At 71.3% G+C, this 26,857-nt stretch carries 23 protein-coding genes and 2 pseudogenes; 12 read left to right on the top strand and 13 right to left on the bottom strand.

Annotated features, from left to right (window positions below; translation table 11 throughout):
- A pseudogene (locus KUM44_RS29475) lies at positions 1-522 on the bottom strand (winged helix-turn-helix domain-containing protein); the annotation flags it as partial.
- 142 nt (positions 523-664) lie between these two features.
- Positions 665-1,531, bottom strand: a complete 867-nt coding sequence (locus tag KUM44_RS29470) for an AraC family transcriptional regulator (protein ID WP_217212818.1) — start codon at positions 1,529-1,531, stop codon at positions 665-667.
- Between the two features lie 119 nt (positions 1,532-1,650).
- Between KUM44_RS29470 and KUM44_RS29465 the strand changes: the two genes are divergently transcribed.
- Positions 1,651-2,502 carry a phytanoyl-CoA dioxygenase family protein gene (locus KUM44_RS29465; protein WP_217212733.1) on the top strand — a complete coding sequence of 284 codons (852 nt, stop codon included), beginning with the start codon at positions 1,651-1,653 and terminating at the stop codon, positions 2,500-2,502.
- Positions 2,503-2,547: 45 nt separating this feature from the next.
- Here KUM44_RS29465 and KUM44_RS29460 read toward each other — a convergent pair whose 3' ends face one another.
- Positions 2,548-2,886, bottom strand: coding sequence for a hypothetical protein (locus KUM44_RS29460; RefSeq protein WP_217212827.1), 339 nt, complete (start codon positions 2,884-2,886; stop codon positions 2,548-2,550).
- 225 nt (positions 2,887-3,111) lie between these two features.
- On the opposite strand from KUM44_RS29460, the gene KUM44_RS29450 reads away from it, so the two are divergent.
- The 6 genes and pseudogenes from KUM44_RS29450 (at position 3,112) to KUM44_RS29425 (ending at position 8,147) form a co-directional block, all read left to right on the top strand.
- Entirely contained in the window at positions 3,112-3,798 is a 687-nt protein-coding gene (locus KUM44_RS29450) for an HAD family phosphatase (protein ID WP_217212731.1), read from the top strand.
- A 7-nt stretch (positions 3,799-3,805) separates the two neighbouring features.
- Positions 3,806-4,574, top strand: a pseudogene (locus KUM44_RS29445) (transposase).
- Positions 4,575-4,692: 118 nt separating this feature from the next.
- Positions 4,693-4,986 carry a tyrosine-type recombinase/integrase gene (locus tag KUM44_RS29440; protein WP_308402755.1) on the top strand — a complete coding sequence of 98 codons (294 nt, stop codon included), beginning with the start codon at positions 4,693-4,695 and terminating at the stop codon, positions 4,984-4,986.
- 310 nt (positions 4,987-5,296) lie between these two features.
- The gene (pcaC, locus tag KUM44_RS29435) at positions 5,297-6,595 is read left to right on the top strand and encodes a 4-carboxymuconolactone decarboxylase (RefSeq protein WP_217212729.1); all 1,299 of its coding nucleotides are present in this window, start codon (positions 5,297-5,299) and stop codon (positions 6,593-6,595) included.
- Between the two features lie 80 nt (positions 6,596-6,675).
- Positions 6,676-7,311: an MBL fold metallo-hydrolase gene (locus KUM44_RS29430; RefSeq protein WP_217212727.1), complete on the top strand. Its 636-nt coding sequence runs from the start codon at positions 6,676-6,678 to the stop codon at positions 7,309-7,311.
- A 56-nt stretch (positions 7,312-7,367) separates the two neighbouring features.
- The gene (locus KUM44_RS29425) at positions 7,368-8,147 is read left to right on the top strand and encodes an exodeoxyribonuclease III (RefSeq protein ID WP_217212725.1); all 780 of its coding nucleotides are present in this window, start codon (positions 7,368-7,370) and stop codon (positions 8,145-8,147) included.
- Positions 8,148-8,256: 109 nt separating this feature from the next.
- Here the strand turns inward: KUM44_RS29425 and KUM44_RS29420 are convergent, their stop codons facing one another.
- Positions 8,257-10,023, bottom strand: coding sequence for an SGNH/GDSL hydrolase family protein (locus KUM44_RS29420; RefSeq protein WP_217212724.1), 1,767 nt, complete (start codon positions 10,021-10,023; stop codon positions 8,257-8,259).
- 232 nt (positions 10,024-10,255) lie between these two features.
- Between KUM44_RS29420 and KUM44_RS29415 the strand changes: the two genes are divergently transcribed.
- Both KUM44_RS29415 and KUM44_RS29410 read left to right on the top strand, forming a co-directional pair.
- Positions 10,256-10,663: a DUF6278 family protein gene (locus KUM44_RS29415; protein WP_217212721.1), complete on the top strand. Its 408-nt coding sequence runs from the start codon at positions 10,256-10,258 to the stop codon at positions 10,661-10,663.
- 137 nt (positions 10,664-10,800) lie between these two features.
- On the top strand, positions 10,801-11,544 hold the full coding sequence (locus tag KUM44_RS29410) for an amino acid ABC transporter ATP-binding protein (RefSeq protein WP_217212719.1): 744 nt from the start codon (positions 10,801-10,803) through the stop codon (positions 11,542-11,544).
- Positions 11,545-11,779: 235 nt separating this feature from the next.
- On the opposite strand, the gene KUM44_RS29405 is transcribed toward KUM44_RS29410, so the two are convergent.
- Together KUM44_RS29405 and KUM44_RS29400 are read right to left on the bottom strand one after the other, a co-directional pair.
- Complete coding sequence (locus KUM44_RS29405; RefSeq protein ID WP_217212717.1) at positions 11,780-13,348, bottom strand: CocE/NonD family hydrolase; 1,569 nt, start codon at positions 13,346-13,348, stop codon at positions 11,780-11,782.
- A gap of 116 nt (positions 13,349-13,464) precedes the next feature.
- Positions 13,465-14,226 carry a hypothetical protein gene (locus KUM44_RS29400; RefSeq protein ID WP_217212715.1) on the bottom strand — a complete coding sequence of 254 codons (762 nt, stop codon included), beginning with the start codon at positions 14,224-14,226 and terminating at the stop codon, positions 13,465-13,467.
- 120 nt (positions 14,227-14,346) lie between these two features.
- On the opposite strand from KUM44_RS29400, the gene ggt reads away from it, so the two are divergent.
- A complete protein-coding gene (gene ggt, locus KUM44_RS29395) occupies positions 14,347-16,146 on the top strand; it encodes a gamma-glutamyltransferase (RefSeq protein ID WP_217212714.1) in 1,800 nt (599 codons plus the stop codon).
- A gap of 15 nt (positions 16,147-16,161) precedes the next feature.
- Here the strand turns inward: ggt and KUM44_RS29390 are convergent, their stop codons facing one another.
- The 7 genes from KUM44_RS29390 to map form a co-directional block, all read right to left on the bottom strand.
- Complete coding sequence (locus tag KUM44_RS29390) at positions 16,162-18,717, bottom strand: ATP-dependent Clp protease ATP-binding subunit (protein ID WP_217212712.1); 2,556 nt, start codon at positions 18,715-18,717, stop codon at positions 16,162-16,164.
- A 211-nt stretch (positions 18,718-18,928) separates the two neighbouring features.
- Positions 18,929-20,698: an ABC transporter ATP-binding protein gene (locus KUM44_RS29385; RefSeq protein WP_308402760.1), complete on the bottom strand. Its 1,770-nt coding sequence runs from the start codon at positions 20,696-20,698 to the stop codon at positions 18,929-18,931.
- Positions 20,699-20,877: 179 nt separating this feature from the next.
- On the bottom strand, positions 20,878-21,303 hold the full coding sequence (locus KUM44_RS29380) for a lasso peptide biosynthesis B2 protein (protein WP_217212708.1): 426 nt from the start codon (positions 21,301-21,303) through the stop codon (positions 20,878-20,880).
- Positions 21,300-21,554: a lasso peptide biosynthesis PqqD family chaperone gene (locus KUM44_RS29375; RefSeq protein ID WP_217212706.1), complete on the bottom strand. Its 255-nt coding sequence runs from the start codon at positions 21,552-21,554 to the stop codon at positions 21,300-21,302. Before KUM44_RS29375 ends, KUM44_RS29380 begins: the two co-directional genes overlap by 4 nt.
- Positions 21,555-21,578: 24 nt before the next feature.
- On the bottom strand, positions 21,579-23,423 hold the full coding sequence (locus tag KUM44_RS29370) for a lasso peptide isopeptide bond-forming cyclase (protein ID WP_217212705.1): 1,845 nt from the start codon (positions 23,421-23,423) through the stop codon (positions 21,579-21,581).
- A gap of 25 nt (positions 23,424-23,448) precedes the next feature.
- On the bottom strand, positions 23,449-23,559 hold the full coding sequence (locus KUM44_RS29365; RefSeq protein ID WP_023549519.1) for a keywimysin-related RiPP: 111 nt from the start codon (positions 23,557-23,559) through the stop codon (positions 23,449-23,451).
- Positions 23,560-23,901: 342 nt separating this feature from the next.
- Positions 23,902-24,678, bottom strand: a complete 777-nt coding sequence (gene map, locus KUM44_RS29360; protein WP_217212703.1) for a type I methionyl aminopeptidase — start codon at positions 24,676-24,678, stop codon at positions 23,902-23,904.
- Positions 24,679-24,742: 64 nt separating this feature from the next.
- Between map and KUM44_RS29355 the strand changes: the two genes are divergently transcribed.
- Complete coding sequence (locus KUM44_RS29355) at positions 24,743-25,003, top strand: helix-turn-helix domain-containing protein (RefSeq protein WP_217212701.1); 261 nt, start codon at positions 24,743-24,745, stop codon at positions 25,001-25,003.
- A 132-nt stretch (positions 25,004-25,135) separates the two neighbouring features.
- Positions 25,136-26,767 carry a hypothetical protein gene (locus tag KUM44_RS29350; RefSeq protein WP_217212699.1) on the top strand — a complete coding sequence of 544 codons (1,632 nt, stop codon included), beginning with the start codon at positions 25,136-25,138 and terminating at the stop codon, positions 26,765-26,767.
- Positions 26,768-26,857: the final 90 nt, after the last annotated feature.

Here is a 26,857-nt window from a genome sequence, read left to right as displayed (position 1 = left end):
TCGTCCTCGAAAACGAGCCAGGCATCGAGCGCCGCCACGGTCCTTCCACCTGGGGCCAGGTCTCCTTCACCCAGCCGGCCACCGCCACCTCGTCGCGCTCCACCGCCCGGCGGGCCGGCACCTGGCAGCTCCAGCCATGCCGCTTGAGCAGCGCCGCAACGCCCTGCACGGTGTAGCTCTTGTGGAACCGACGGCCGATGAGGTCCTGATCCGTGACAGGGTCCAGGTCTGGTCCGGCCAGCCGTGCGCCACCGGCCCTTTGGCAAGCTCCTGCTCCAGCACGGCGAACAGCTCGTCACTGAGCAGCGGCAAGGACGCCGGGCCCTTCGAGGCCAGGGCTCTCGGCCCGTCCTGCGACCAAGCCTTGCGCCAGCGCTGTACCGACCGGACGCTGACCCGCAGGTCGTGCGCGATGACCGCGTTCTCGTCGCCCTGGGAGAACCGCTCGGCCGCTTCCATCCTCAACTGCTCGCGGAAGGCTCGCCGTTCGTCGGTCAGCCCGCCCCCTTGCGCATACCTCATGCAGTCGGCATACCGCAGGGATCATGGACCGTCAGCCCATACCGACACCACGCTTTGAAACTCAGTAGCCAGGTGGCCGTCCACCTGCTCGCCGGGACCAGCACGCCGGCCCCGGCGAGCAAGGCCAGGGAGGGATTCCAGATCAATCGGCCTCCCGTTCCACCGGCAGCCACAGCTCGGCATCCGCCTCGCTGCCGTCCGCCGACATCCGCGTGCGAAGGATCTCCGGCCCGGGGCGGCTCCGGTACGGGTTGGATGGGAACCACTCGGTGAACACATCCCGCCACAGCGCCTGGATCGCCTCCGGCGCCGGCCCCGAGGTGGAGAAGACTGCCCATGTTCCGGTCGGGACGGGCAGCGTGGCCATGCCCTCCGGCGCGGACGCCGAGGTGACGACCCCGTGGTAGTAGTCGAGGTCGGTGCCCTCCGCCCGGCTGGGATCGAGGTCGTCGCAGACCGCGAGGATGCCGCGCGGCTCCTGGTCGGACAGCTTCTCCAGCACTTCCTTTGCCTGGTCGCCGATCCCGCGGACGAAATCGATGATCGCCCGGTTCGGCCCCGAGTGCACGAGCGGGACCCGGGCCTTCGCCCCGACGACGCTGAACTCCGGCTTGTGCACGACGCGGTAGCGCATGCTGCTGCTCCCGTCGACGATGAGGCGGAAGGTCATCCGGGGCTGGGAGCTGAGCGCCGCGCCGGTGCGCCGCGCCTCGCCGGGGCCGACGCCGTGCACCGCGCGGAACGCCCGCGCGAATGCCTCGCCCGAGCCGTATCCGTACCGCACCGCGATCTCCAGCAGCGTCCGCTCACAGGCCAGTACCTCCGTGCCCGCGACGGTCAGCCGCCGGCGCCTGATGTATTCCGACAGCGGCATCCCGGCGAGCGCCGAGAACATCCGCCGCAGGTGGTACTCCGAGGTGGCCGCGACCCGCGCCAGCTCGCCTACGTCGACGGAGCTGTCAAGCTGCCGCTCGATGTGCTCCATGGCCTGATTGAGCCGCTCCAGCACGCTTGCCTCCAAGATCCAGACCATCGATTCAATCAGGCGCGACCCTGCACGCCGCACCCGAGAAAAGCGGTGCGGCAAGTGTCGGGTGACCGGGACGGGCGGCGCCGCACGATGGAGGCATGGACGACACGACCTTGGTAACCCGCTTCCTCCGCGACGGCTTCGTCAAGCTGGAGGGCGCCGTCGCGCCCCGCGTGGCCGCGAGCTGCGCGCGGCTGCTGTGGCGGGAGACGGGCTGCGACCCGGACGACCCGGAGACCTGGACGCAGCCCGTGCACTGGGTCGGCGGGATGGCACAGGGACCGTTCGCCGCCGCACCCAATTCCCCGGCCCTGCACCGGGCGTACGACCTGCTGGTCGGCGCCGGGCGCTGGGAGCCGCGCTACTCGCTCGGCACCTTCCCGCTGCGCTTCCCGCACGAGCAGGAGCCCGACGACGCGGGTTGGCACATTGAGGGCAGCTATGCGGTGGAGGGCGAGACCTGGCCCTTCACCAATCTCCGCTCACGCGGCCGGGCCTTGCTGATGCTCTTTCTGTTCAGCGAGGTGGGGGAAGAGGACGCCCCGACTCGAATCCGGGTCGGCTCCCACCTCGACGTGCCGAAGGTGCTGGAGCCGTACGGGGAGGAGGGCGCGAGCGGCCTGGCCATCGCGCCAGACCTCGTAGCGGCATCCGCCCACCGGCCGCTCACCCTCGCCACCGGTTCTCCGGGTGACGTCTTCCTATGCCATCCGTTCCTGGTGCACGCAGCACAGCCGCACCACGGGGCGCGGCCGCGCTTCATGGCCCAGCCGCCGCTGATGCCGGCCGCGCCGTACGAACTGGAGCGGGCCGACGGCGCGTACTCACCCGTGGAGATCGCGATCCGCCGGGGTCTGGGACAGGCCACCTCCGGTCCGGACGAGGAGGACGCCGGACCCGCCAACCAGAATGCTCGGCTCCGCCAAGTAGAGCGCCCATCCGCCAACTAGCGCGCTCAGTCACAACAGGTTCATAGCGCCATGAATTCCGTGCGGCTAAAACGAGATATCGACCCGGTCCACGTCCTTGAATTCGACGTGCAGGCCCGCGCGCCCGCCGCCCTCCTTGCGGAAATAGGCGTCGGCGATGGCCTCCGCAACAAGTCCGTGCAGCTCATTGTCCGTCGCTCCGATCTCCCGTGCGGACAGGATCAGGTCGGCGTGCGCGGGCGAGACAGCGGTCCTGATGTCCCTCACCCGGCCCGCGTCCGAGGACCCCTCCGGGCCGAATCCGGAGTGGGCCCGGCAGGAGATGACGAGCCCTCCGGATGTGACGGCGCGCTGCTTCGCCTGCGCCCTGACCTGCGGTTGCCACTGCGCCTCGGTCTCCTCCACCAAAGCCGCCTGGAGGCGCTTCTGAGGCCTCTTGATGGCGCCCGAGCGGTAGCGCGCTCCACGGTGCGGCGGGAGACGCCCAGCCGCTCGGCTACGGCCGCCGTGGAGCCCTTGGCGCGCGGGAGGAGGAATTTCATCTGGGCTCGCGCGGAAGCTCGCCCCCGCCTTGTCCTAACGGCTGTCCCGCAAACTGCCTGCTCGGGGGCCTGATGGCATGATCGAGGCGTGATCCGTGAACCTGCTCAGCCCGGAGCTAAGAAGTATGTCCTGTTTGATGTCGATGGCACGTTGATCGATGCCGTGGACAACCAGCGCCGGGTTTGGCGCGTGTGGGCGGAGCGATACGGGTTGAATCCCGATGAGGTCTACCAAGTGGCGCTGCGTACAAGGCCGATGGAGACCTTCGCGCAGGTCGTTCCCGACCGTGACCCGAGGGGGTGCCTGGCCGTGCTGCATCAGCTGGAGGACGAGGATGTGCGGTCCGGCGTGTATGCGGCCTTCGACGGTGCGTCTGAGCTGCTGGGTGCTCTGCCCTCCGGGGCGTGGGCGCTGGTGACGTCGAATTACGAGCACCGGGTGCGCGGCCGCTTCGCCCGTACGAGTTTGCCGGTGCCGGACATCATCGTGGATGCTGCCTGTGTCGAGGAAGGCAAGCCCTCGCCTGTCCCTTATTTGCTGGCTGCCAAGCGGCTCGGTGCCGAGCCGGAGGACTGTCTGGTGATCGAGGATGCCCCCTCCGGGGTGCAGTCCGGACTGGGTGCCGGCATGACGGTGTGGGGGGTCAACTCTCCCGTTGCGGTGGACGGCGTGCACCGTCACTTCAAGAGCCTGCGTGCAGCAGTCCCCGACGTTCTTGCCTTCGCCTCGGGAACCGACCCTCACCGGCCGGAGGGCTCAATGCCAGTGGAATGATCTTGCTGTGGCTGGTGTGATCACGGCGTCGGAGCCGTCTTGGACAGCCCCGTTCACCGGGCTGAGCCCGCGCCAGTTCGCAAGCTGGTGACGGTGCTGCGTGGCGCCGGTGTCGATACTGACCACTGAGGTCGGCCGTGGGGATTGTCGCTTGACGACCACACGCTGCTGGTCACGGCGTACTGGCGCACGAACTTGACGATGCGCCAGCTCGCCCCACTGTTCGGCATCTCGAAGTCCGCGGTCGACTGCATCATCGATCACCTCGGACCGCTGCTGGCACCGCGACCTCGGCGCCGCTTCGCGGAAGGCACCGTACTCATCGTGGACGGCACCTTGGTCCCGCCCCGTGACCACGCCATCGCCGAGCAGTCGAAAAACTACCGGTACTCCACCAACCACCAGGTCGTCATTGACGCCGACACTCGACTGGTAGTCGTGGTCGGACAGCCGCTGCCGGGCAACCGTAACGACTGCAAGGCGTGGGGAGAGTCCGGCGCAAAAGGCCGCCGTCGGCCACACCATGACGATCGCAGACGGAGGCTACCCAGGGACCGGACTCGTGATGCCGCATCGTCGCCGGGCCGGCGAGGAACTGACCGAGTGGAAACAGGAGCACAACCGCTCACACAAAGCAGGTCCGGGCCCGCGTCGAGCACGCCTTCGCCCACATGAAGACCTGGAAGATCCTTCGCGACTGCCGTCTCAAGGGCGACGGCGTACACCACGCCATGCTCGGCATCGCCCGCCTACACAACCTCACCCTCGCGGGATAGGCAGCTGCCGCACACCGAAGATCATTGCGGGACATCCTTTAGGCGCCCTGAAGGCATTCCGGGCTCTCCAAGCCGAGGAGAGATTCGCTCTGGGGGAGCGTACGCGGCAACTGGCTACGTGCTGGTTCACGAGGCGGGGGACGCCTTCACGATCAAGCAACTTCGCCGGCGCGCGTATCGACTTATGGCACTTCTTGGGCTTCGTCGTGTCAGGCTCTACGACGCTCGCTCGTCGTGCTTCACCTTCCTGGCCAACAACGGCGTGCCGGACCACATCCTCGCGCGATGGGCCGGGCATACGAATATCAAGACGACCAAGCGGTGGTACGTCAAACCGGATGCAGAGGATCTTCGCGCAGCCGCCACCACATGGGATGGCCTGCACGGGGGCGCGGAGGATCGGCAGGCGTGAGCTACGCGGTCTACGAGCCCTGCCACTTGCCGAGCCGTAGGGCCAGCAAGAGGGCGGTGGACCTGGAACCGACTGCTCCCGGAAGTGCCCATCTGGCCACGGCCGAGCCTCCTACCGGAGGGAAGACAGTTGTTCACCGCGTGTGGTGTTTGGGTGGGATTCCAGGAGGTCGCCAGGTGAGCCGGGCCGGGATTCATCCGTGCCGCCACACTCGTGCTGACAGTCGTGGGGTGCCGTCTTGAGAGAGCCACGTCCCGCTACCTCTACCCCGGGGATGTGACATCTCGTGACAGATGAGAGGGTCGGGCGGGTGAGTGAGACACCGATGAACACCCTGCAATACCGCTTTGACGGGCCAGAAGACGCTCCGGTCCTGATCTTGGGTCCCTCACTGGGTACAACATGGCACATGTGGGACCGGCAGGTCCCCGAGCTGACCCAGCATTGGCGCGTCTTCCGGTTCGATCTGCCGGGGCACGGCGGCGCGCCCGCGTACCCCGCGGGATCCGTCGCCGAGCTCGCCGAACGACTGCTCGCCACCCTCGAGGGCCTGGGCGTGCAGCGCTTCGGCTACGCGGGCTGCGCGCTCGGCGGCGCACTCGGCATCGAACTCGCCCTGCGCCACCCGGAGCGCGTCGCCTCGCTCGCCCTGATCGCCGCCTCGCCGCGCTTCGGCACGGCCGACGAGTTCCGGCAGCGGGGCGTGATCGTGCGCACGAACGGCCTCGACCCCATCGCCCGCACCTCGCCGGACCGCTGGTTCACCACCGGCTTCGCCGCCGCCCAGCCCGCGATCACCGAGTGGGCCGTGCAGATGGTGCGCACCACCGACCCCGGCTGCTACATCGCCGCCTGCGAGGCGCTCGCCTCCTTCGACGTACGGTCCCAGCTCGCCGGCGTCGCCGTGCCCACCCTCGTTCTCGTCGGCTCGGACGACCAGGTCACCGGTCCCGCGGAGGCCCGCACCCTGGTCGCCGGCATACCGGACGCCCGCCTGGCCGTCGTCCCCGGCGCCTCGCACCTGGTCCCGGTCGAGCAGCCCGCGGCCGTCACCGATCTGCTGGTCCGGCACTTCACGACCGCCTGGCAGCCCGCCTACGACTCCAGCACCGGCCAGATGGCCATCGTCGCCGCCCCCGTCAAGCCGGTCCTGGCCGCCGCGCCTCCGCAGCCCGCGCCCATCGCCGAGATCGCGCCGGCCGTCGTACCGCCGCAGGCGACGGGCCGGCCGGACCCGTACGACGCCGGGCTCAAGGTCCGTCGCGAGGTGCTCGGCGACGCGCACGTCGACCGGGCGCTGGCCCAGGCGGACGAGTTCTCGGGCGACTTCCAGGAGTTCATCACCCGGTACGCCTGGGGCGAGATCTGGGACAGGCCCGGCCTCGACCGGCGCTCCCGCAGCTGCGTCACCCTTGCCACCCTGGTCGCGGGCGGCCACATGGACGAACTCGCCTTCCACACCCGCGCCGCCCTGCGCAACGGCCTGACCCCGGACGAGATCAAGGAAGTGCTGCTCCAGGCGGCCGTCTACTGCGGCGTTCCGGCGGCGAACAGCGCGTTCAAGGTCGCTCAGCAGGTCATAAGGGAGGAGACCACTCCCACGGAGTGACCACGCCCGCGCAGTGGCCACGCCCGCGCAGTGACCGCTCTCAGGGAGATCGCGAGTCGGCCCGGGGGCAGGATGGTGTCATGAAGCTCACGAAGAAGTCGCACGCCTGCGTCCGCCTCGAGAAGGACGGGCGCACGCTCGTCCTCGACCCCGGAGGATTCAGCGAGGAGGACGCCGCGGTGGGCGCGGATGCGATCCTCGTCACGCACGAGCACCCCGACCACTTCGACGAGGCGCGGCTGCGGGCGGCACTGGAGGCCGACCCGGCGGCCGAGATCTGGACGCTGAAGTCGGTCGCGGAGCAGATCTCGGCGGCGTTCCCGGGCCGTGTGCACACCGTCGGCCACGGCGACACCTTCACCGCCGCCGGCTTCGACATCCAGGTCCACGGCGAGCTGCACGCCGTGATCCACCCCGACATCCCGCGCATCACCAACGTCGGCTACCTGATCGACGGCGGCCGCGTCTTCCACCCCGGCGACGCCCTCACCGTCCCAGACCACCCGGTCGAGACGCTGATGCTCCCGGTCATGGCCCCCTGGAACAAGATCTCCGAGGTCATCGACTACGTCCGCGAGGTCAAGCCCCAGCGCGCGTACGACATCCACGACGCTCTGCTCAGCGACCTGGCCCGCCCCATCTACGACCGCCAGATCGGAGGCCTGGGCGGTTCGGAGCACCTGCGGCTGACGCCGGGGGACTCGGCGCAGGTGTGAGCGGCCCCACCCCGGGCGGGGCCGCGTTGTCAGTCCCGCCCGGTAGGTTGTCAGGCATGCGCATCGCGACCTGGAACGTGAACTCGATCACCGCCCGCCTGCCGAGGCTCCTGGCCTGGCTGGAGAGCAGCGGCACCGACGTGCTGTGCCTCCAGGAGGCCAAGGTCGCCGAGGACACCTTCCCGTTCGACCCGCTGCGCGACCTCGGCTACGAGGCGGCGGTCAACGCCACCGGCCGGTGGAACGGCGTGGCGGTGCTCTCCCGCGTAGGCCTGAAGGAGGTCGTCAAGGGCCTCCCGGGCGACCCCGGCTTCGACGGCGTCGTGGAGCCCCGCGCCATCTCCGCGACCTGCGGCCCGATCCGCGTCTGGTCGGTGTACGTGCCGAACGGCCGTGAGGTGGACCACCCTCACTACGCCTACAAGCTTCAATGGTTCGAGGCCCTCAGGGCCGCCGTCGCCGGCGACGCGGGCGGCAGTCGTCCGTTCGCGGTGATGGGCGACTACAACGTGGCGCCGACGGACGACGACGTCTACGACGTGGCCGCCTTCGAGGGCCTCACCCACGTCACCCCCGCCGAGCGCGCCGCCCTCGCCTCCCTGCGTGAGTCCGGCCTCTCCGACGTGGTCCCGCGCCCCCTGAAGTACGACCACCCGTACACGTACTGGGACTACCGCCAGCTCTGCTTCCCCAAGAACCGCGGCATGCGCATCGACCTGGTCTACGGCAACGAGCCCTTCGCCAAGTCGGTCACCGACTCCTACGTGGACCGCGAGGAGCGCAAGGGCAAGGGCGCCTCGGACCACGCGCCTGTGGTCGTGGACCTGGACGTGTAGCGGAGGTCGGCCATAACTGGCCTGTCCGGCGTTTGAGGACGAGGCCGTCAGGCCGATACGGGGGCCTGGGGGCGGAGCCCCCGGACGCCCCCTCCAACGCCGCCCCACCTCACGGCACCAGCAACCGCAGATCCACCGCCTCAGCCAGCGCAGCGAGCCCCGCGTCGCCGGGATGCAGATGGTCCCCGCTGTCGTAAGCGGGCAGCATGCGAGAGGGCCGCGCAGGATCCCGTACCACCGCGTCGAAGTCGAGCACACCGTCGAACGCGGCGCCGGAGCGGATCCACGCGTTCACCTCGACCCGCTCCATGTCGGCCAACGCGGTGCACCGCACCTCCCCCTCGCACGGCAGGATCGTCGCCGCCAGCATCCGCAGCCCACGCGCATGTCCCCGGTCCGCGATCTCGCGCAGCCCGGCGATCACCTGCTCCGCGGTCGTGTCCCACCGCACATCGTTGACGCCCTCGAACACGACGGCCGTACGCGCCGACGTCTGGGCCAGGACATCCCGGTCGAACCGGTGCAGGGCGCTCACCCCGGCCGTGTCCGTGGAGACTCCGTCGCCGGGATAGCGGTCGGAGACCACACGGTTGCCCGAAACCCCCTGGTTCAGCACCCCATAGCGCGGGACCACACTCTGCTTCCGCAGCCGTGTGGCGAGCACATTGGGCCACCGTCGGTTGGCGTCCGTCGTGGACTTGTCTCCGTCGGTGATCGAGTCCCCCAGGAGCACCACGGACCCCGGCCCACCGCTGACGTCGACACCGGTCAGCAGCGGCCAGCTGGTCAGGACCGTCGGGTACGCCCTCGCGGAGCCGTCCGCCGTGTGGTCGCCGGGTGCGCTCACATACGACCGCTGCTGTGCGAGCCGGTGCACGGGTGCGGCCGGCACGGTCCCGGGCAGATGGAAGCTCACCAGCAGATTGGTGTCCGCGGGCACCTTGAAGCCGAGCGGATCGCTGTAGGCCTGTGCGCCGGCCGGGATCACGATGCCCGCCGCGCCCCGGAAGGACGCCGCGACCGGCGTCGCCCGCGCCGCCGCGCCCGCCGACTGCACCGCCACCGTGGCCCTCCCGATCCGTACCGGTGCAGCCGCGAAGGTGTTGTCGAACCGCAGCCGCACCCGCGGCCCGCCGGCCGACGTGTGCACCACCAGCCGCAGTGTCCGGTCGGTCCACGGCCCGACGGTCGGGTAGCCGCCCGTCGCCGTCGACCAACTCCCCGTCCAGCCCGTGGCCGGGGCCCGTACCGCCAGCGCGAACACATGCAGCCCGGTCGCCCGCGGCAGCCGCACGGAGGCGACCTCGCGCCCCACCACGACCGGCACGGTCACGACGTACAGCCGCGGCCGCTCGGCGAGTTGGCCAACGGGCGTGTTGATATGCGTCAGGGCCACCGCCTTGGTGGCGAGCGGGCCGGTGCGCCAGTCGGGGGCGGTCAGATGGTAGGAGGTGCGGCTGCCGTCGGCGTAGGTGACGATCCCGGTGCCTGCGGCGCCGGAGCCGCCCGTGCCGGCCACCAGGAAGGCGAGGGCGTCACCGCGCCCGCGCACCCGTACGTTCTGTCCGGCGGCCAGTACGTTGTCCGGCCGGCCCGGCTGCCGCCTCGGCCAGGTCAGTCGGGCTCCCTGCACGGTCAGCGCGCGGCCGGGGGTCCAGCCGGCGGCCGACAGGGCCTGTGCCGACAAGGAGGCGCCCGACCCGTCGAAGTCGGCCTCGGCGGGCCGGGCGTCGTCGCTGACGGCCCTGTTGTCGAAGAGCTGCTCCAGCGGCAGCGGCCCGGCTCTGCGCTCGGGGGCCGCCTGTGCGGAGACACTCGGCACCAGGACCGCGAAGACAGCGAGGACGACCGCGGAACTCCACACACGTCGGCGCAACTCCGACTCCTCCCGTTCACGACCGCTCAGGACGGCGTATGGCTGCACATGACAACTTCGGATGAGACGTACAGGCGCGTGACGTTCCGGCGAGACGCAAGACGCACCGTGAAGTTAGAGAGGCACCCGTGACCCGTCAACGAGCCATGCCTGAACTAGGCGTGAACTCGCCCGGAATCGACGGCCCGCGCGCCTGTGGTGCGTTCGGCCGTGCGAATGACACGCTGGGCGTATGAAGATCCCTTTTCTGGGCAACCGGCCCGAGAAGCGCGGGGCCCCCGACCCCGAGGGCATCGCCGAACTCCTCGCCGAATGCGAACTCCTGCGCTCCCACGCGTCCCGTGCGGGGATCCAACTCGACGACACGGTGGCCTCGTTGGAGGCGCTCGACCAGCTGCTGCCGCGGTGGCGGGAGGACGAGGAGGTCCTGCCGTGGCTGGGCAACGACGCCGGCCTGTACCTCGGCACCGTCATCGTGCGCACCGTGCCCGGGGCCTGCTGGGAGATCTGGCCGGACGGTCAGCCGGTCGTGCGGCTCGCCTCGGGCCGTGAGTTCGATGTCGTGGCCTCGGGGCAGGAGTGGGCCGCGAACGGGGTGCCGGAGCTGTCGCAGCTGTACGCGGAGGTCGCGGAGGCGTGACGCATCGGTCGACAGTTCGATATAAATGCGACGTAAATACGGCTTATGTCCGAAAGGTGCGTGTCGCGCATTGAGTCAACTGCTGCCCGGATAGTTTGCGGAGACCGCTACACAGCTGAGAGTGACTGGGGCTGGGCATGGCTGGCGATCCACTGATCGAGCTGCGTGACGTCAACAAGTACTTCGGGGACCTGCATGTCCTCCAGGACATCGATCTCACCGTCGGCAAAGGGGAAGTGGTCGTGGTCATCGGCCCCTCGGGGTCGGGAAAGTCGACGCTGTGCCGGGCCATCAACCGGCTGGAGACCGTCCAGTCCGGCACGATCCTGCTCGACGGCCAGCCGCTGCCGGCGGAGGGCAAGGCGCTCGCCCGGCTGCGTGCCGAAGTCGGCATGGTCTTCCAGTCCTTCAACCTGTTCGCCCACAAGACGGTCCTCCAGAACGTCTCCCTCGGGCAGGTCAAGGTCCGCGGCCGCAAGAAGGAGGAAGCCGACCGGCGCTCCCGCGAACTCCTGGAGCGTGTCGGCGTGGCCGACCAGGCGGACAAGTACCCCGCGCAGCTCTCCGGCGGCCAGCAGCAGCGGGTCGCCATCGCCCGGGCCCTCGCCATGGGGCCCAAGGTGATGCTGTTCGACGAGCCCACCTCCGCGCTCGACCCCGAGATGATCAACGAGGTGCTGGAGGTCATGCGTCAACTCGCCCGTGACGGCATGACGATGATCGTCGTCACCCATGAGATGGGCTTCGCCCGCTCGGCCGCCAACCGCGTGGTGTTCATGGCCGACGGCCGCATCGTCGAGGACCGCAGTCCCGACGAGTTCTTCACCAACCCCAGCAGCGAGCGCGCCCGGGACTTCCTGTCGAAGATCCTCCATCACTGAGCGGGAAGTGCGACCCATGCCGAGACGAACGGCGTTTCTCCACGCCGGAATCCTCGCCGCGAACGACCTCGACTACGATGTTCCGTCCGTCCCAGGGTCGTGGAGGTGGCCCCGGCCGCGACCAGGGACGCTGCTGCCGGGTGGGGATCCCCCCACGGCCCCTGGACCAAGGGACAGCAGGGGGTAGCAGGGGGCAGCAGTCACAGAGCCATACCCGCCCGGCGCCGGCCGGAGATCACTGCTCGCGCAGTGGAATCGACACGTACGACGGGTCGTTCGCCGGCGAGGAGAAGGTCAGCCGCGCGCCGGACGGGTTGTGCTCGATGTAGAGCGGGTCGACCGTGTCGACGACCAGGGCGAGCCGGTGCCCTGCCGGGACGTCGTAGGCCGTGGAGTACAGCTCCAGGTCGACGGTGAACGGCTTGCCCGGCGTACGTCCGTGGAAGGTGTACGGCGCGTTGCTGACCAGCTTGCCGAGGCCGAGCGGACCCACGTCGTAGAGGTAGGCGACGAGGGTGCCGCTCTCCTTGGTCGGGGTGAGAGTGGTGTGCAACTTGGCCGTGCCGCGCACGTGTTGGGCCGTGGCGTACTTTTCCGACTGCCACACGCCCGCCCAGAGCCGGGGGATCAGCGGGATCGACGCCATCGGGGGAAGCTGGGCCACCTGGTCGAGGATGCTGGAGAGGAAGACGACTCCGCCGTCCGCGCCCGAGTTGACGTTCGTGCGGATGGTGGTCGTGCCGCCGAGGGCGATCTTCCGGTCGGCCGCGCCGACGGACTTCCAGTCCGGATAGCCCTCGTAGCCGCCCGAGGAGCGGGACTTGAGCCGGACGGGCAGCTCACGGTTGACGCCGTTGTCCTCGCCCTTGAGGTAGTGGTCGAACCAGCGCTCGGTGTCCGTCCACACGTCGTTGGGCAGGCCGAACAGGCCGGTCAGCTCGGCGGTGGCGTGGTCGCCGGGGCGGAACTCCAGCCGCTTGGGGCCGGTCAGCTTCTCGTAGAAGTCCGCGTACTGGTTGGGCGGGAAGATCGTGTCGCCCCAGGCGTTGGCCATCATGACCGCGGCGCCGTTCTTGTTGAGTTGGTCCACGTATGTGACGGCCGAACGTTTCTTCCCCCAGTTGATCATGTCCTGTTCCTTGGACAGGTTGGAGGCGTAGAAGTCGTTGAAGATCTGCCGGACTTCGGCGCTCTGGCGGCCGGTGACCAGGCTCGCGCCGTCCAGCAGTGCGGCGGCCTGGGAGTGCTGGGTGCGGCCGGAGTAGATCGAGCCGATGAGGTCGGCCCAGCCGCTGAGGGCGGCGACGGCCCTGACCCGCTTGTCGTTCGCGGCGGTCAGCAGGCTGATGCCGGCGCCGTACGAGACGCCCGCCATGCCGATGTGGCCCGCGTCGGCCGGGGTGTTGGCGAGCGCCCAGTCGATCACCCTGGACGCGTCGGCTATGTCTGGCGGGCCCGCCACTTCTATCTCGCCGCCCGACTGCCAGAAGCCGCGCACGTTGTAACTGATCACGATGTAGCCCGAGTTCGCGAGTTTCTGCGCCTGCGCGAAATACTCGACCTGCGGCAGGCCCCAGCTCGTGGGCAGCACGAGCAGCGGGTAGCGGCGGTTGCCGTCGGCGCCGGCCGGCGTGATGACGTTCGCCTTGAGGGTGGTGCCTCCGTCGCCGCTGATGTCGACGAAGCGGACGCCACTGGGGGCCGCCTGGGCGGCCGGGGCGAGCCCGAGGGCGCTCCCGGCGATCAGGGTCGCGGAGACGGCGCCCACGGCGGTCGTACGCAGGGCCTTGCGTTGGGTTCCCACGGATCACTCCTCACTCGTGTCAGTGCAAAGTGACCGAACGGTAACCGGGACCCCTTACCGCAAGTAACCCATGGGTAAGTTACGTGCCAGTAACGATTACTGGAATGTGACGAACCTCAGGAGGCCCGGTGGGTATTGCGCGGAGTCGCCGTCGGCGTGGGCAGGGGCGCCTGCGCCGCCCTGGTGACGTCCGCGACCAGCTCCACCACATCCGGGCCGTACGCCTGCGAGTTGACCACCTTCAGCAACAGGACGAAGGAGCCGGTGCCGTGCTTGCGGGACAGCCGCTCGTGGTTGCGGGCGAGGTAGCGGGTGGCTGCCTGGTTGGTGATCGCGGTCTGGCCGCAGAAGAGGAAGACGGGACGCGTGCCGTGGCTCTGGTCGACGGTGAGCCGGGCGAGGAGCGCGTACTCCTCCTTGCCGACCTCCACCCGGTAGCGCTCGGAACCGACCTGTAGAGCACCCCGGTCGGGGCCGGGCTCGGCGTCGACGTTCACCCGCACCCCCGGCAGCAGGGAAGCCAGGTGCGCCGTCATGCGGCGGTTCGACGCCGGACCGCCGAGGCAGAACTCGGTGCGCTCGCCGAAGCCCTGGCGTGCCGCGTCGTGCGGGACGATCTGGGCGTGCGCGTTGCAGTCCTTGATGAGGGCCGCGAGTTCGAGGAGCGCGAACACGTCGTAGCGCATCACCGTCAGCTCGGGTCCGCCGGCGCCGCGGTTGACCACCAGCAAGGACTCGGCGTTGTCGGGCAGCCCGAAGAAGGCCTGCTTGCGGCGGAGCTTCCGCTTCCACAGGTAGGTGCGGGTGAGCCAGCCCAGTCCGGCGCTGATGGCCGCCGCGACCACGCCCAGCACGATGTTGCGCACGTCGTCACTCATGGGCGCGCATGGTAGCGGGCCAACGCAAACCCGTGTTCGAGCGATGCCCGGGCGCGGTCTTGCTGACGGGGGCATGCCCATCGCATAGGCTGCCCGGACGGTCCCTGACTGGAGGTGCGGATGCGTCGCCCTGTCGCGCGGAAACTGTCGGTCCTGGCGGTCTCGGCCGCCGTGGTGTCGGTGGGGGCCGCAGCGCCACCCGCCCCCGAGAGCACGGCAGTCGAGAAGGTTCCGGTCGCCGTCGGCTACGGCGGAGCGGTGTCCAGCGTCGACGCGGACGCCTCCGCGGCCGGCATCGAGGTCCTGCGCAAGGGCGGCAACGCCGTCGACGCCGCCGTGGCCACGGCCGCCGCGCTCGGCGTCACCGAGCCCTACTCGGCCGGCATCGGCGGAGGCGGCTACTTCGTCTACTACGACGCCAAGTCCCGTACGGTGCGCACCATCGACGGCCGTGAGACGGCACCCCTGAGCGCAGACTCCGGCCTCTTCGTGGAGAACGGCAAGGCGGTCCCCTTCGCCGAGGCCGTCAGCAGCGGCCTCGCTGTCGGTACCCCGGGCACGCCCGCCACCTGGCAGAAGGCGCTGGACCAGTGGGGGAGCAAGCGGCTCGGGACGCTGCTGAAGCCCGCCGAGCGGCTCGCCCGGGACGGCTTCACCGTCGACGGCACCTTCCGCGAGCAGACCGCCGCGAACGAGACCCGGTTCCGCTACTTCCCGGACACCGCGAAGCTGTTCCTCCCGAACGGGCGGCTCCCGGTCGTCGGATCGACCTTCAAGAACCCGGATCTCGCCCGCACCTACGCCGAGTTGGCCAGGAAGGGCGTCGGCACGCTCTACCGGGGCGACCTCGCCGAGGACATCGTCGACACGGTCAACCACCCGCCCGTCGACCCCGGTTCCGGCTGGAACGCCCGCCCCGGCGACCTGACCGCCAAGGATCTGGCGACCTACCGCACCAAGTCCCAGGCGCCCACGAAGACTTCGTACCGCGGACTCGGTGTCTACTCCATGGCGCCCTCGTCCTCCGGCGGTACGACCGTCGGCGAGGCCCTCAACATCCTTGAGAACACGGACCTGTCGAAGGCGAGCGAGGTCCAGTACCTGCACCGCTACATCGAGGCCAGCCGTATCGCCTTCGCCGACCGCGGGCGCTGGGTCGGCGACCCGGCCTTCGAGGACGTACCGACGAAGGAGCTGCTGTCGCAGCGGTACGCCGACTCGAGGGAGTGCCTGATCAAGGACGACGCGGTGCTGACCAGCCCGGTCGCGCCGGGCGACCCGCGCAACCCCGCGGCCTGCGACGCGAGCGGCACGGCGGCGCCGACCACCTACGAGGGCGACAGCACGACCCACCTGACGGTGGCCGACAGGTGGGGCAACGTCGTCTCGTACACGCTCACCATCGAGCAGACCGGCGGCAGCGGCATCACGGTCCCGGGCCGCGGCTTCATCCTCAACAACGAGCTGACGGACTTCTCCTTCACCCCGGCGAGCCCGGACGTCCACGACCCGAACCTGCCGGGGCCGGGCAAGCGGCCGCGCTCGTCGATGTCGCCGACGATCGTGGTCGACCGGCACGACAAGCCCGTCGTGGCGCTCGGTTCACCCGGTGGCGCGACCATCATCACGACCGTGCTGCAGAGCCTGACCGGCTTCCTCGACCGGGGCCTGCCGCTGGTCGACGCCATCGCCGCGCCGCGCGCCAGCCAGCGCAACCAGACCACCACCGAACTCGAACCGGGGCTGTACAACAGCCCGTTGAGGGCCCGGCTGGAGACCATCGGGCACGGCTTCCGGCTCAACCCGGAGATCGGCGCGGCCACCGGCGTCCAGCGGCTGCCGAACGGCACGTGGCTGGCCGCCGCCGAGAAGGTACGGCGGGGCGGCGGCTCGGCGATGGTGGTGCGGCCGGCGTCGTAGGACCGGCCCGGAACGTCACAACTCGGGGGCGGGCGGCAGCTCTTCCGCACGGAAGGTGAGCCGCCCGTCCTCCACGTCCACCGTCACCCGGCCGCCCTCGCCGATCCGGCCGTCCAGGAGCAGCCGGGAGAGCTGGTTGTCGACCTCCTTCTGGATGGTGCGGCGCAGCGGGCGGGCGCCGTACTCGCGCTGGTAGCCGCGCTCGGAGAGCCAGTCGACGGCCGTGCCGGTGAAGTCCACCGAGACGCCCTGGGCCTGGAGCAGCCGACGGGTCTGGTCCAGCATCAGGTTGGTGATCTGCTGCAACTGGTCCGGGGTCAGCTGGCGGAAGACGACCACCTCGTCGATGCGGTTGAGGAACTCGGGCCGGAAGTGCTCGCGCAGCGGCCGCAGGACCCGCTCGCGCCGCGCCTCCTCGTCGGCCTCCTCGCCGCCCGCCCCGAATCCGATCCCGGCGCCGCCGCGGCTGATCGCGTCCGAGCCCAGGTTGCTGGTCATCACGATGACCGTGTTGGTGAAGTCCACCGTGCGGCCCTGGGAGTCGGTCAGCCGGCCGTCGTCCAGGACCTGGAGCAGGATGTTGAAGACGTCCGGGTGGGCCTTCTCGACCTCGTCGAGCAGCAGCAGCGAGTACGGGTGCCGGCGCACCACCTCGGTGAGCTGACCGGCCTCCTCGTGGCCGACATAGCCGGGCGGGGCGCCGATCAGCCGGCTGACGGTGTGCCGTTCCTGGTACTCGCTCATGTCGAGGCGGACCATGCGCTCCTCGCTGCCGAACAGCGCCTCGGCGAGCGCCCGGGCCAGCTCGGTCTTGCCGACGCCGGTCGGGCCGAGGAAGAGGAAGCTGCCGATCGGCCGGTCGGGGCTCGCGAGTCCGGCGCGGGAGCGCAGGACCGCCTCGGAGACGACGCGTACCGCCTCGTTCTGGCCGACGACCCTTTTGTGCAGATGCTCCTCCAGGCCGAGCAGCCGGTCCTTCTCCTCCTCGGTCAGGCTGCTCACCGGGATGCCGGTCTGCCGGGAGACGACCTCCGCGATGGCCTCGGTGGTGACCTCCAGATGCAGCCCCTCGTCGATCTCCTCGTCGCCGGACGCGTCCGCGATGCGCTGCTTCAACTCGACGATACGGTCGCGCAGTTGGGTCGCCTGCTCGTAACTCTCGTCGGCGACCGCCTGGTCCTTGTCCCGGTGCAGCTGCTCGACCTCGCGCTCCATGGCCCGGACGTCCGTGCCCTTGGTCCGCGCACGCAGCCGTACCCGGGCGCCCGCCTGGTCGATCAGGTCGATCGCCTTGTCCGGCAGCCGGCGGTCGGTGAGATAGCGGTCCGACAGTTCCACGGCGGCGACGAGCGCCTCGTCGGTGTAGCGGACCTGGTGGTGCGCCTCGTAACGGTCGCGCAGGCCGCGCAGGATCTCGATCGCGTCGGCGCTGGTCGGCTCGGGGACCAGGATCGGCTGGAAGCGGCGGGAGAGCGCCGCGTCCTTCTCGATCCTGCGGTACTCCTCCAGCGTGGTCGCGCCCACGATGTGCAGTTCGCCGCGCGCGAGGGCCGGCTTGAGGATGTTCCCGGCGTCCATGGACCCGCCCTCGCCGCCGCCTCCGGCGCCCACGACGGTGTGCAACTCGTCGATGAACACGATGAGCTGGTCGGAATGGGAGCGGATCTCGCCCACGATGTTGTTGAGCCGCTCCTCGAAGTCACCCCGGTAGCGGGTGCCCGCGACCACGCCCGTCAGGTCCAGCGCGACCACGCGGCGGCCGCTGAGCACGTCCGGCACGTCGACGTCGGCGATCCGCTGGGCCAGGCCCTCCACGATCGCGGTCTTGCCGACGCCCGCGTCGCCGATCAGCACGGGGTTGTTCTTGCCGCGCCGCGAGAGCACCTCGATGGTCTGCTCGATCTCCTCGTCCCGGCCGATCACCGGGTCGATACGGCCCCGGCGGGCCAGGTCGGTGAGGTCGCGGCCGTACTTGTCGAGGGTGGGCGTACCCGAGTCGACGCGCGGTCGCTGGTCGATACGGGGCCGGGAATCGGGGGTGTCCGGTGCCTCCGGCGGCCCGCCGGAGGGGCTGAACCGGGCCGCGTTGAGGATGTGCCCGGCCGCCGAGTCGGGATTCGCGGCGAGGGCGCTGAGCACATGCTCCGGGCCGATGTATCCGGTGCCGCGCGCCCGGGCCAGGTCGTGGGCGTCCAGCAGGGCGCGCTTGGCGGCCGGCGTCAGGGACAGCGATGTCGGGGGCGGCGCCTCGCCCGGCGGGTGCTGCACCGGCCCCGACCGCTCGTCGATCTCCGTCGCCAGCGAGTCGGGATCCGCGCCGGCCCGGCTGAGCAGACTCCGGGTCGGCTCGGCGGACAGTGCGGCGCGCAGCAGATGCTGGGTGTCCAGGTCGCGGCTGCCGTGCTCGGCGGCGTACTGCGCGGCGCCCCGTACCAGCTCCCGGGCCGGCTGACTGAGCAGACGGCCGATGTCGATCTGCCGGGGGCCGGGGCGCGGTCCGCCGAAGAAGCGGGCGAGGAATTCTCCGAAGGGGTCGTAGTCTTCCGGACCACCATTGAAGCCGCTGGTCATGGCGTTCCCATCCGGCGTCCCTGCGCGGGCAGGGTCGCCCTCGCTGATCGGCGTGCTGGGGCCGGGTAACCGGGTTCGGGCACGCTCATGCCACGATGGCACGTTCTGGCTCAGGGGGCATGTGCAGGAACCCCCGGGCCGCCGCAGCCGCCGCGCACCGCTTGCGATGGTCGGCTGCACGTGGCAGGGGGCGCGCTCCTGCGCGCCCTCCTCAGCCGTTCGCCCGACGGCCGTCGCGGGTCGCTGACGGCCCGCCGGGGCGCAGCATCTGGCTCGTGGCGAGGTCGCGGTAGAGGGGGTCGCGGGCCATCAGTTCCTCGTGGCGTCCGCAGGCGGCGCTGCGGCCCTCGTGGAGCACGACGATGTGGTCGGCGTGCTGCACGGTGGACAGGCGGTGGGCGATGACCAGCAGGGCGCATTCCCGGGCGACGTCCTTCATCACCGTGGTCAGCGCCGCCTCGTTGATCGCGTCGAGGTGGGAGGTGGGCTCGTCCAGCAGGAGCAGTGCGGGACGGGCGAGCAGGGCCCGGGCCAGGGCGACGCGTTGGCGTTCGCCGCCCGAGAGGGTGCTGCCGCGTTCACCGATGACGGCCTCCAGACCGCCGGGCAGCCGGTCGACGAGCTCGTCCAGCCGGGCCAGCGCGAGGGCCCGCCGGATCTCGGCCTCCGGCGCGTCGGGCACGGCGTAGGTGATGTTCTCCCGCAGGGTGCCGTGGACGACATGGGTGTTCTGGTCCACCACGGCGATGCGCCGGCGGCAGGCGTCGCGGCCGAGTTCTGCGGCGGGCCGCCCGTCGAACAGCACGGTCCCTGCGTCCGGTTCGTAGAACCCCGCCACCAGCGCGAAGACCGTGCTCTTGCCGGCGCCGGAGGGGCCCACCAGGGCGACGTGCCGACGGTGGGGGACGGTGAAGGACACGCCGGACAGCACGGATCGACCCGGGGCGTAACCGAAGCGGACGTCGTGCAGGGCGAGCGCCGGCCGGCCGGCGGGCACGGACGGCAGCGGCCGGTGGCGGGTCTGCCCGGCCGGCGGACCCGTGTGCTCCATGGGAAGGCGCAGCGCCTGGTCGACGCGCCGGTAGGCGCCCATGCCGCGCTGGACCAGACCCACCGCGTGGAAGACGCAGGACAGTGGCATGACGAGGTACGAGGCGTACAGCAGGAACGCGACGAGGTCTCCGAGGGAGCCGGCGTGACCGCCGACCCGCAGGCTTCCCACGACGAGGACGATGAGGAAGGAGCCCTGGACGGCGAGTTCGACGGCGGGACTCATGACGGAGGCGAGCTTCGCGGTGTGCACCCCGGCGTCGTAGGCCTCGTCGACCCGGGCTCCGATGCGGGCGGCCTCGCGGTCCTCGGCGCGGTGCACCCGGACCATGGGCAGGGCACCCAGGGCCCGTTCCAGGTCCGCGGCGACGGCACCGACCGCGTCCTGCATCCGCTCGGAGGCACGCCTCAGGCCCTGGAGCAGCGAGGTGACCACAGCCGCGGCGACCGCCACGGTGAGCGCCACCAGAAGCAGCAGCAGCGGGTCGAGCCACGCCATCACGGCCAGCGCTCCCACGGCGACGAGGCTTCCGGTCACCAGGTCGACCAGGGCCTGCGAGACGACCCCCCGCAGCACGGTGGTGTCGGCGGTGACCCGGGAGATCAGGTCCCCGCTGCGGTGGCGGTCGTACTCTCGCATCTCCAGCCGGAGCAGACGCCCCACCAGGCCGAGCCGGAGCTGCCGTACGACGCCCTCGCCCGTCCGCTCCAGCAGAAAGCGCCCCGCCGAACCGATCGCCGCTTCCACGAGGAACAGGGCGCCGAGGAGTGCCAGCAGCGGCCAGACGACCTGTCCGCGGCCGCTGGCGTCCACGGCGTGCCGGGCCACGAGCGGCTGGGCCAGCCCCAGCGCGGAGCCGGCCAGCGTCAGCACGGTGGCCACGGCGATGGCGGGCCGGTGCCCGGCGGTGAGCCGGTACAGCGTGGTCACGGCCGCGCGGGTCGACCGGTCGTCGTCGGCGGGCTCGTGCGGCCTGTCGTCCGCGACCGTGCTGCCGGGAGCCCGTCCGTCATCCGTAGCGGCACCGCGGGTCGTCGGCCCGACGTCCGTAACCGCACGGTCAGTCGCACCGTCGGTCGACGGCCCGGTGTCCGCGGACACGCCGCCGCTCATCGGTCCGCCGGCTCGACCGTCACCAGCGGGGCGAAGTAGCCGTCGGGTACGGCTTCGCCCACGGGACGGCCCTCCGCCTCGATCCAGGCGTGTGCGGTGAAGGGCGGGACCACGCGGACTCCGGCGCACCACGTCGGCCACGCTCCCTGGAGCCGGCACAGCAGGGCGGCCCCCAGGGAACGCGGCAAGCACCCTTTCGGCCCGGTGCAGCGCAGGCTGACGGCGCACAGGGCGTCCCGCGCGGCCTGGGCCTGCGTGGTGGTGGCGGGCGCGGCTCCGCGGCGCAGGACACCGAGGACGGCACGGATGCGGCGCGGTGGCAGCAGGGCGAGCGCGATGGCGGGGAGCAGGACGAGGCGGGCGGCCAGGCGGTGGCCGAGGGGCACACCGGTGGGGCGTTCCAGCGCGCTGGGTGTCGTCATGAGGCCAGCCCCGCCTCGCGCAGATGACCGACGAGTGCCTCGACGTCCCGCTGGGCCTGTGCCCGGTCGATGTCGAACTCGCTGACCAGGGCGGCGGCCGCGTCCGCCTCCTCGCCGCCGTCGAGCAGGGTGCGGACCACGAGGGTGGCGGTCGGGTTCAACTCCCAGTAGGTACCGGCCCGTTCGTCCAGCAGTACGGTGCCGTAGTCGGTCTCGGCCGTGGCGACGTGTGCGTCGAACCGCAAGGGCATGCGCTCGCCTTTCTGACGGGTTTCTCAGGGAGTGCGGGCACGGCTGTGGGACAGCCCCCGCAGCCACACCTCGGCGGCGATGGTGGAGTAGAGGATGGCGTCGGACAGGCCAGGCGAGGCGGGGCGCAGGGCGAGGCGGCGCAACTCGGCGCCGTCCACCAGGCCCAGCGCCTCCAGCCGTGAGCCCTCCCACAGGGCCATCAGATCGCCGCGGTGCCGGCGCAGTCCGTTGGCGGCGTCCATGGCGGCCGTCGCCTTGTTGGCCCGCCGCAGGCAGTCCTCGGGCACGATGCCGCGCATCGCGGCGGTCAGGACGGGCTTGTACTGCCAGGGAGTGACGCGCTCGCTCGGACGGACGGCGAGAAACGCCTCGATGACGCGGTCGTCGAAGAAGGGGGAGGCCATCGGCAGGCCCGCGCGCGCCGCCATGCGGTCCCACTGCCGGATCACGCGGGTGCACGAGCGGATCTGCTCCAGGTCGGTGTGGAGTCCGCGGTCCGGGTGCAGCGGTGAGACCGTGGCCGCCGCATCGAGCAGTGCCCGGCGGGCCATCCGCTCGGCGTCGGGAGTCACCCAGTCGAACAGGCGCGGGGCCATGCCCCAGCCGAGACTCGTCGTGACGGACGAGGGCAACGGGCCACGCAGCCGGCCGGCTCCGTCGGCAAGCCACTTCCCGTACGGCCGGGAGTCGGCGAGGGCGCGGGCCGTGCCGCTCAGCGGCCACTGCCACAGTGCCCGGTACCCACGCAACTGGCGCAGGGCGAACAGCGGACGGGTGCGCAGCAGCCGGTGGTAGTACGCGTCGGAGCACCAGGCCACGTGGTCGCCGCCGATCCCGGTCAGGTGCAACCGGCTGCCGCGTGCGGCGAGGCCCGGCAGGTGGTGCAGGACCCGGGAGCGGTCCATGACGCCGATGGTGGGCTCGTCGAGGAGGTCGTCGATGCCGAGCAGATCCTCGTAGACCAGCGGCGAGGCGTCGGCGTCCCACACCACGTGTTCGACGTCCGGGAGGTGCCCCATGGCCCGCTCCGCCCAGTGCAGGTCGGTGTCCGCCGGATCGCGGCCCGGCCAGGTACTGGCCACCACGTGAGCGGGGGAACGGTCGGCCAGGAAGCAGATGGATGTCGAGTCCAGGCCGCCGGACAGATCACAGCTCACCACACCGCCCTGCCGGGTCCGCGCGCCCACGGCCTCCTCCAGCGCCGTACGGATCAGGGGGGCCGCTTCGGCGAGTGGCCGCACCGGCTCCGGCGGCGTCCACCACCGGGTGTGCCGTACGGTGCGCCCGTCCGCGGCGACGATCAGGGCGTCCTGCGCGGGCACGGCGGTGACCGGGCGCCACAGGGAGGTCTCGAACAGGGGGTAGGGCGCCGGCCACAGCAGCCGGACGGCCAGCTCCTGCGGATCGGGGTCGATGCCGAGCACGGCGGCGAGCGTGTCGGCGCGGGTGGCGGCCACCCGTACGCCGTCGATCTCCGCGTGGAAGACCAGCCGCAGGCCCGAGGCGGTGCCCTGCACCCGGACCTGTCCGTCGAGGGCGGCGACGAGGTGGAAGCTGCCGGGGAGGGAGCGGGCCGGCGCGTCGAGCTCCGTCAGGTCCCTCAGCCGTGCGGCCGTACGCCGGAGTTGCACGGCCTCGACGGGGCAGCAGCCGATGACGGCGAGGGTGGTGTTCCCGGCGCTCGCGGTGACGATCTCGTCGTCGTGCCAGTGGCCGACCAGCCAGGGCCGGCCCGACGCGTGTGCGAGGGTCCGGCAACCGGGGCGGGCGAAGGAGCGGGCCACGGCGGCCGCGTCCGCACGGTCTGGGAAGACCGCGAAGTGCGCGTCGCCGGGGCCCGTCCCCGCACCTTCGTGCAGTTCAGTCATGACGTCGGGTCAGTGCCGTCGCCCGTCAGTTCTTGCTGAAGATCAGCCGGTCGTTGCCGGAGCGCTGAAGGAGCCCCGTCTCCTTGCGGAACGTACCGAGCCGGACGAGCGTCGGCGCTTCGTATGCCTTCTTCATGACTTCTCCTCACTGCGGTGTGGTCCCAGTCCCCGGGTGGGGATTGGGCGCAGCAACCAGCTAGCTGCGGAGGGCGAGGGTGTGGCAAGACAAGGCATGAAAGTATTACGAGCTGAAAAAGCAAATGTCACTGGCCTGACGACGGTCCTCATATGCCTGGTTGGAGGAGGTGCCGCCGTCGATAGTTTGCCGTACACATATGCGAAGAAAGGTTCTCAGGTGCGAACTCGCCAGGGGTCGCGCGTACCGCGCGCGAGCGGCGGTGACGGGAGCCGCCGGGGCGCAGTACGCGCCCGTCGGCGCGCGCCATCTCCGACGGGCGGGGCTCGGTGGGTGTCGTCGTCAGGGGGCGTCCCGGGCGGTGAGAATGCGCGGTCCCGCGTCGGTGACCGCCACCGTGTGCTCCGTGTGCGCCGCCCGGGAGCCGTCGTTCGTGCGCAGGGTCCAGCCGTCCGGCGCCGCGTGGTAGTCGTCCCTGCCGCTCGCGACGAGCATCGGCTCGATGGCGAGGACCAGGCCGTGCCGCAGTGGCATGCCCCGGCCCGGGCGGCCCTCGTTGGGCACCGATGGATCCTCGTGCATCTTGCGGCCGATGCCGTGCCCGCCGAACCCGTCCGGGATGCCGTACCCGGCCGCCCGGCACACCGAGCCGATCGCGTGGGCGATGTCGCCGAGGCGGTTGCCGACCACGGCCGCCTCGATACCCGCCGTCAGTGCCCGTTCGGCCGTCTCGATGAGGCGGACGTCGGCGGGGCGCGGCGTGCCGACCGTGAAGCTGATCGCCGAGTCACCGGCCCAGCCGCCCAGTTCGGCGCCGCAGTCGACGGAGACCAGGTCGCCGTCGCGCAGGCGGTACCCGGTCGGGATGCCGTGCACGATCGCGTCGTTCACCGAGGTGCAGATGACGGCGGGGAAGGGGACGGGGGCGAAGGAGGGGCGGTAGCCGAGGAACGGCGAGGTCGCCCCCGCCGCGCGCAGCACCTCGCGCGCCACCTCGTCCAGCTCCAGCAGGGAGACGCCCACGTCGGCGGCCTTGCGGACGGCCGTGAGGGCCTGCCCCACGACCTGCCCCGCCCTGTACATCGCTTCGATCGACGCGTCCGTCTTCAGTTCCACCATGCCAATTACTATACCGGTATTTGAATGGGGTGGCGCGACCGGGTGCGGTATTAGAATGGGCGTCATGGTGCGCACCCCTCTCACCCCCGAAGAGCGTGAACGCGGCGAGCGGCTCGGCCGGCTCCTCCGCGAGGCCCGCGGCGACCGCAGCATGGCGCAGGTCGCGGCGAGCGCCGGCATCTCCGCCGAGACGCTGCGCAAGATCGAGACCGGTCGGGCGCCGACCCCGGCCTTCTTCACGGTCGCCGCGCTGGCGCACGCTCTCGGGCTGTCGATGGACGAGCTGGTCGGCCGCTGCGCACCGGTCGCCGACGCGGCCGCCTGAGCCGCCCGCACGTCACGTTCCGGCAGCCCCGGCGTACTCTGCGTCCATTCGGAAAACTCCCCGTAGCCCGTTCGTAACATGACTGGTGTTGCCTAACGGACCGGAGTGCTCCGGTCTGGCGGGAGTTGGGCAATGTCAGTGGATCAACTCCCGGCTCGGGTACGGGAGTTCGTGAACTACCTGCACGGCCTTCTGGCGCGCCTCGACCAGGGCAGCGGCTGGTGCGGGGTGTTCTGGCAGCGTGACCCGGAGGGCATGCAGGCCTGCCTCGACGGACGTAAAGTGCCGCCCTGGGACGTGGTGGAGGCACTCCTGCACGACCTCGCCGGCCAGTACGGCCCCGGCGGCGCGGCCCCCGAGACGGAACGCGCCCGCGCCCTGCACGCCGCCGCCCTCGTCGCGTACGACGCCCGGCCCGGCGGCCGTGACGCCCTCGGTGACCGCCTCGACGTCATGCTCCGCGAACAGCGCTACGCCGCCGAACGGCAGGCGGAACTGGGCAGGTTGCTCGCCTCCGCGAGCAGCCAGGAGGAAGCCGACGCCATCCGCCTCGACCTCGCCTGGGCCCGCGACGACCACGAACGCGCGACCGCCCGCTGCGCCGAACTCCGGGCCCGGACGGCCGACCTGGACCGCAGGGCGGCGAGCGCGCAGGGGCAGGCGATACGGCGGGAGCAGGCGGGGGAGGGGTCCGTCTTCCGCGTCGACGACGGGTTCGCAGCCGACGGGTTCGACGGGTTCGCAGCCGACGGGTTCGACGGGTCCGCAGGCCGGGGGCTCACAGGCGACGGGTTCGGGGATGCCGCATTCGGGACCGCGAGGGACACCGGCGGCGCCGCGGACCGGGCAGACCCGAGTGAGCCCCGGTCCGCCGACGGCGAAGTCCGGACCGTGCCGGATCAGCGCGGCGTGCGGCCGGCCGCCGTGACGGCGTCCTGGGCGGCCGAGGAACAGGGGGAGCCCGCAGCCGGGGAGACCGGCCGGTCCGACGGGCGGGGGACGCAGCAGCGCAAACGGCGCCGCGGCAGTGCCCGCTTCGCCGGGATCGTCGAGGAGGGGGCAGCCCCTGTCGTCGTACCGCCCGCCGCCGCACCCGTCCTCCCCACCCTCCCCGCCCAGCCCGTCACCGGCGGCCGTACTCCGCGCGGCGCCCGATTCGCCGGAGCCGAGGCGGAGGCCCAACCGGTCGCGGTCACGGTCACCCCCGCGCAGCCGCAGGCCGGGCAGATGGACGTGGCGGATCGGATGGAGGTCATCGAGACCGTGGAGACGCTGGTGCGGCTGCGCGGTCAGGGGCGCAGCGGTGAGGCGCACGCGCTGCTCGTCGAGGCCGCGTACTGGCCCGCCGTACGCATCCCCCTGCTCGCCGCCGAGATGCAGCGCGCCGGGCTTGGGGCCGACTGGGCGACCCTGCTGTGGGAGGCCGCCTCACTGCCGGCCGAGCGGCTCGTGGCCGCCGCCGACGCGCTCACCGCGGCGGGGCGGGCCGAGGACGGGGAGCAGATCCTGCGGCAGGGTGTGGGACGGCCCGCGCACGAGATCGGGCAGGCCGTCGTCGCGCTGGCGGGCGACGGACGGCACCGCGAGGTCCGCGCCCTGCTCGACGCCTACGTCCGCGTCCGCACCCCGGAGGAGGCCGCCCGCAGCGCCGCACCCGACCCGAGGACGCTCGTACCGCTGCTGCTGGCGGCGGCCCAGGGAGTCTCGGACGAGTGCCAGTGGGACCTCGTCCACGCCCTGCGGGTGGCGGGCCACACGGCCTGAGACTCCGGGTGCACCGGGCGTCACACCCCTCCCACCGGCCCCATCAGTCACCCACAGGAGTGTGAAACGCGATCGACTCTGCGGGTTAAC

The sequence above is a fragment of the Streptomyces sp. AC550_RSS872 genome (assembly GCF_019049285.1).
GTDB lineage: Bacteria > Actinomycetota > Actinomycetes > Streptomycetales > Streptomycetaceae > Streptomyces.
This window is presented reverse-complemented; position numbering and strand designations above follow the sequence as displayed.

What these genes read in the sequence shown, in the direction of transcription:
- KUM44_RS29465 (WP_217212733.1), top strand. Translation starts at nt 1,651, where the DNA reads ATGGACGACACGACCTTGGTAACCCGCTTCCTCCGCGACGGCTTCGTC.
- KUM44_RS29430 (WP_217212727.1), top strand. Translation starts at nt 6,676, where the DNA reads ATGAAGCTCACGAAGAAGTCGCACGCCTGCGTCCGCCTCGAGAAGGAC.
- KUM44_RS29425 (WP_217212725.1), top strand. Translation starts at nt 7,368, where the DNA reads ATGCGCATCGCGACCTGGAACGTGAACTCGATCACCGCCCGCCTGCCG.
- KUM44_RS29415 (WP_217212721.1), top strand. Translation starts at nt 10,256, where the DNA reads ATGAAGATCCCTTTTCTGGGCAACCGGCCCGAGAAGCGCGGGGCCCCC.
- KUM44_RS29410 (WP_217212719.1), top strand. Translation starts at nt 10,801, where the DNA reads ATGGCTGGCGATCCACTGATCGAGCTGCGTGACGTCAACAAGTACTTC.
- KUM44_RS29400 (WP_217212715.1), bottom strand. Translation starts at nt 14,226, where the DNA reads ATGAGTGACGACGTGCGCAACATCGTGCTGGGCGTGGTCGCGGCGGCC.
- ggt (WP_217212714.1), top strand. Translation starts at nt 14,347, where the DNA reads ATGCGTCGCCCTGTCGCGCGGAAACTGTCGGTCCTGGCGGTCTCGGCC.
- KUM44_RS29390 (WP_217212712.1), bottom strand. Translation starts at nt 18,717, where the DNA reads ATGACCAGCGGCTTCAATGGTGGTCCGGAAGACTACGACCCCTTCGGA.
- KUM44_RS29380 (WP_217212708.1), bottom strand. Translation starts at nt 21,303, where the DNA reads ATGACGACACCCAGCGCGCTGGAACGCCCCACCGGTGTGCCCCTCGGC.
- KUM44_RS29375 (WP_217212706.1), bottom strand. Translation starts at nt 21,554, where the DNA reads ATGCCCTTGCGGTTCGACGCACACGTCGCCACGGCCGAGACCGACTAC.
- KUM44_RS29370 (WP_217212705.1), bottom strand. Translation starts at nt 23,423, where the DNA reads ATGACTGAACTGCACGAAGGTGCGGGGACGGGCCCCGGCGACGCGCAC.
- KUM44_RS29365 (WP_023549519.1), bottom strand. Translation starts at nt 23,559, where the DNA reads ATGAAGAAGGCATACGAAGCGCCGACGCTCGTCCGGCTCGGTACGTTC.
- map (WP_217212703.1), bottom strand. Translation starts at nt 24,678, where the DNA reads ATGGTGGAACTGAAGACGGACGCGTCGATCGAAGCGATGTACAGGGCG.
- KUM44_RS29355 (WP_217212701.1), top strand. Translation starts at nt 24,743, where the DNA reads ATGGTGCGCACCCCTCTCACCCCCGAAGAGCGTGAACGCGGCGAGCGG.
- KUM44_RS29350 (WP_217212699.1), top strand. Translation starts at nt 25,136, where the DNA reads ATGTCAGTGGATCAACTCCCGGCTCGGGTACGGGAGTTCGTGAACTAC.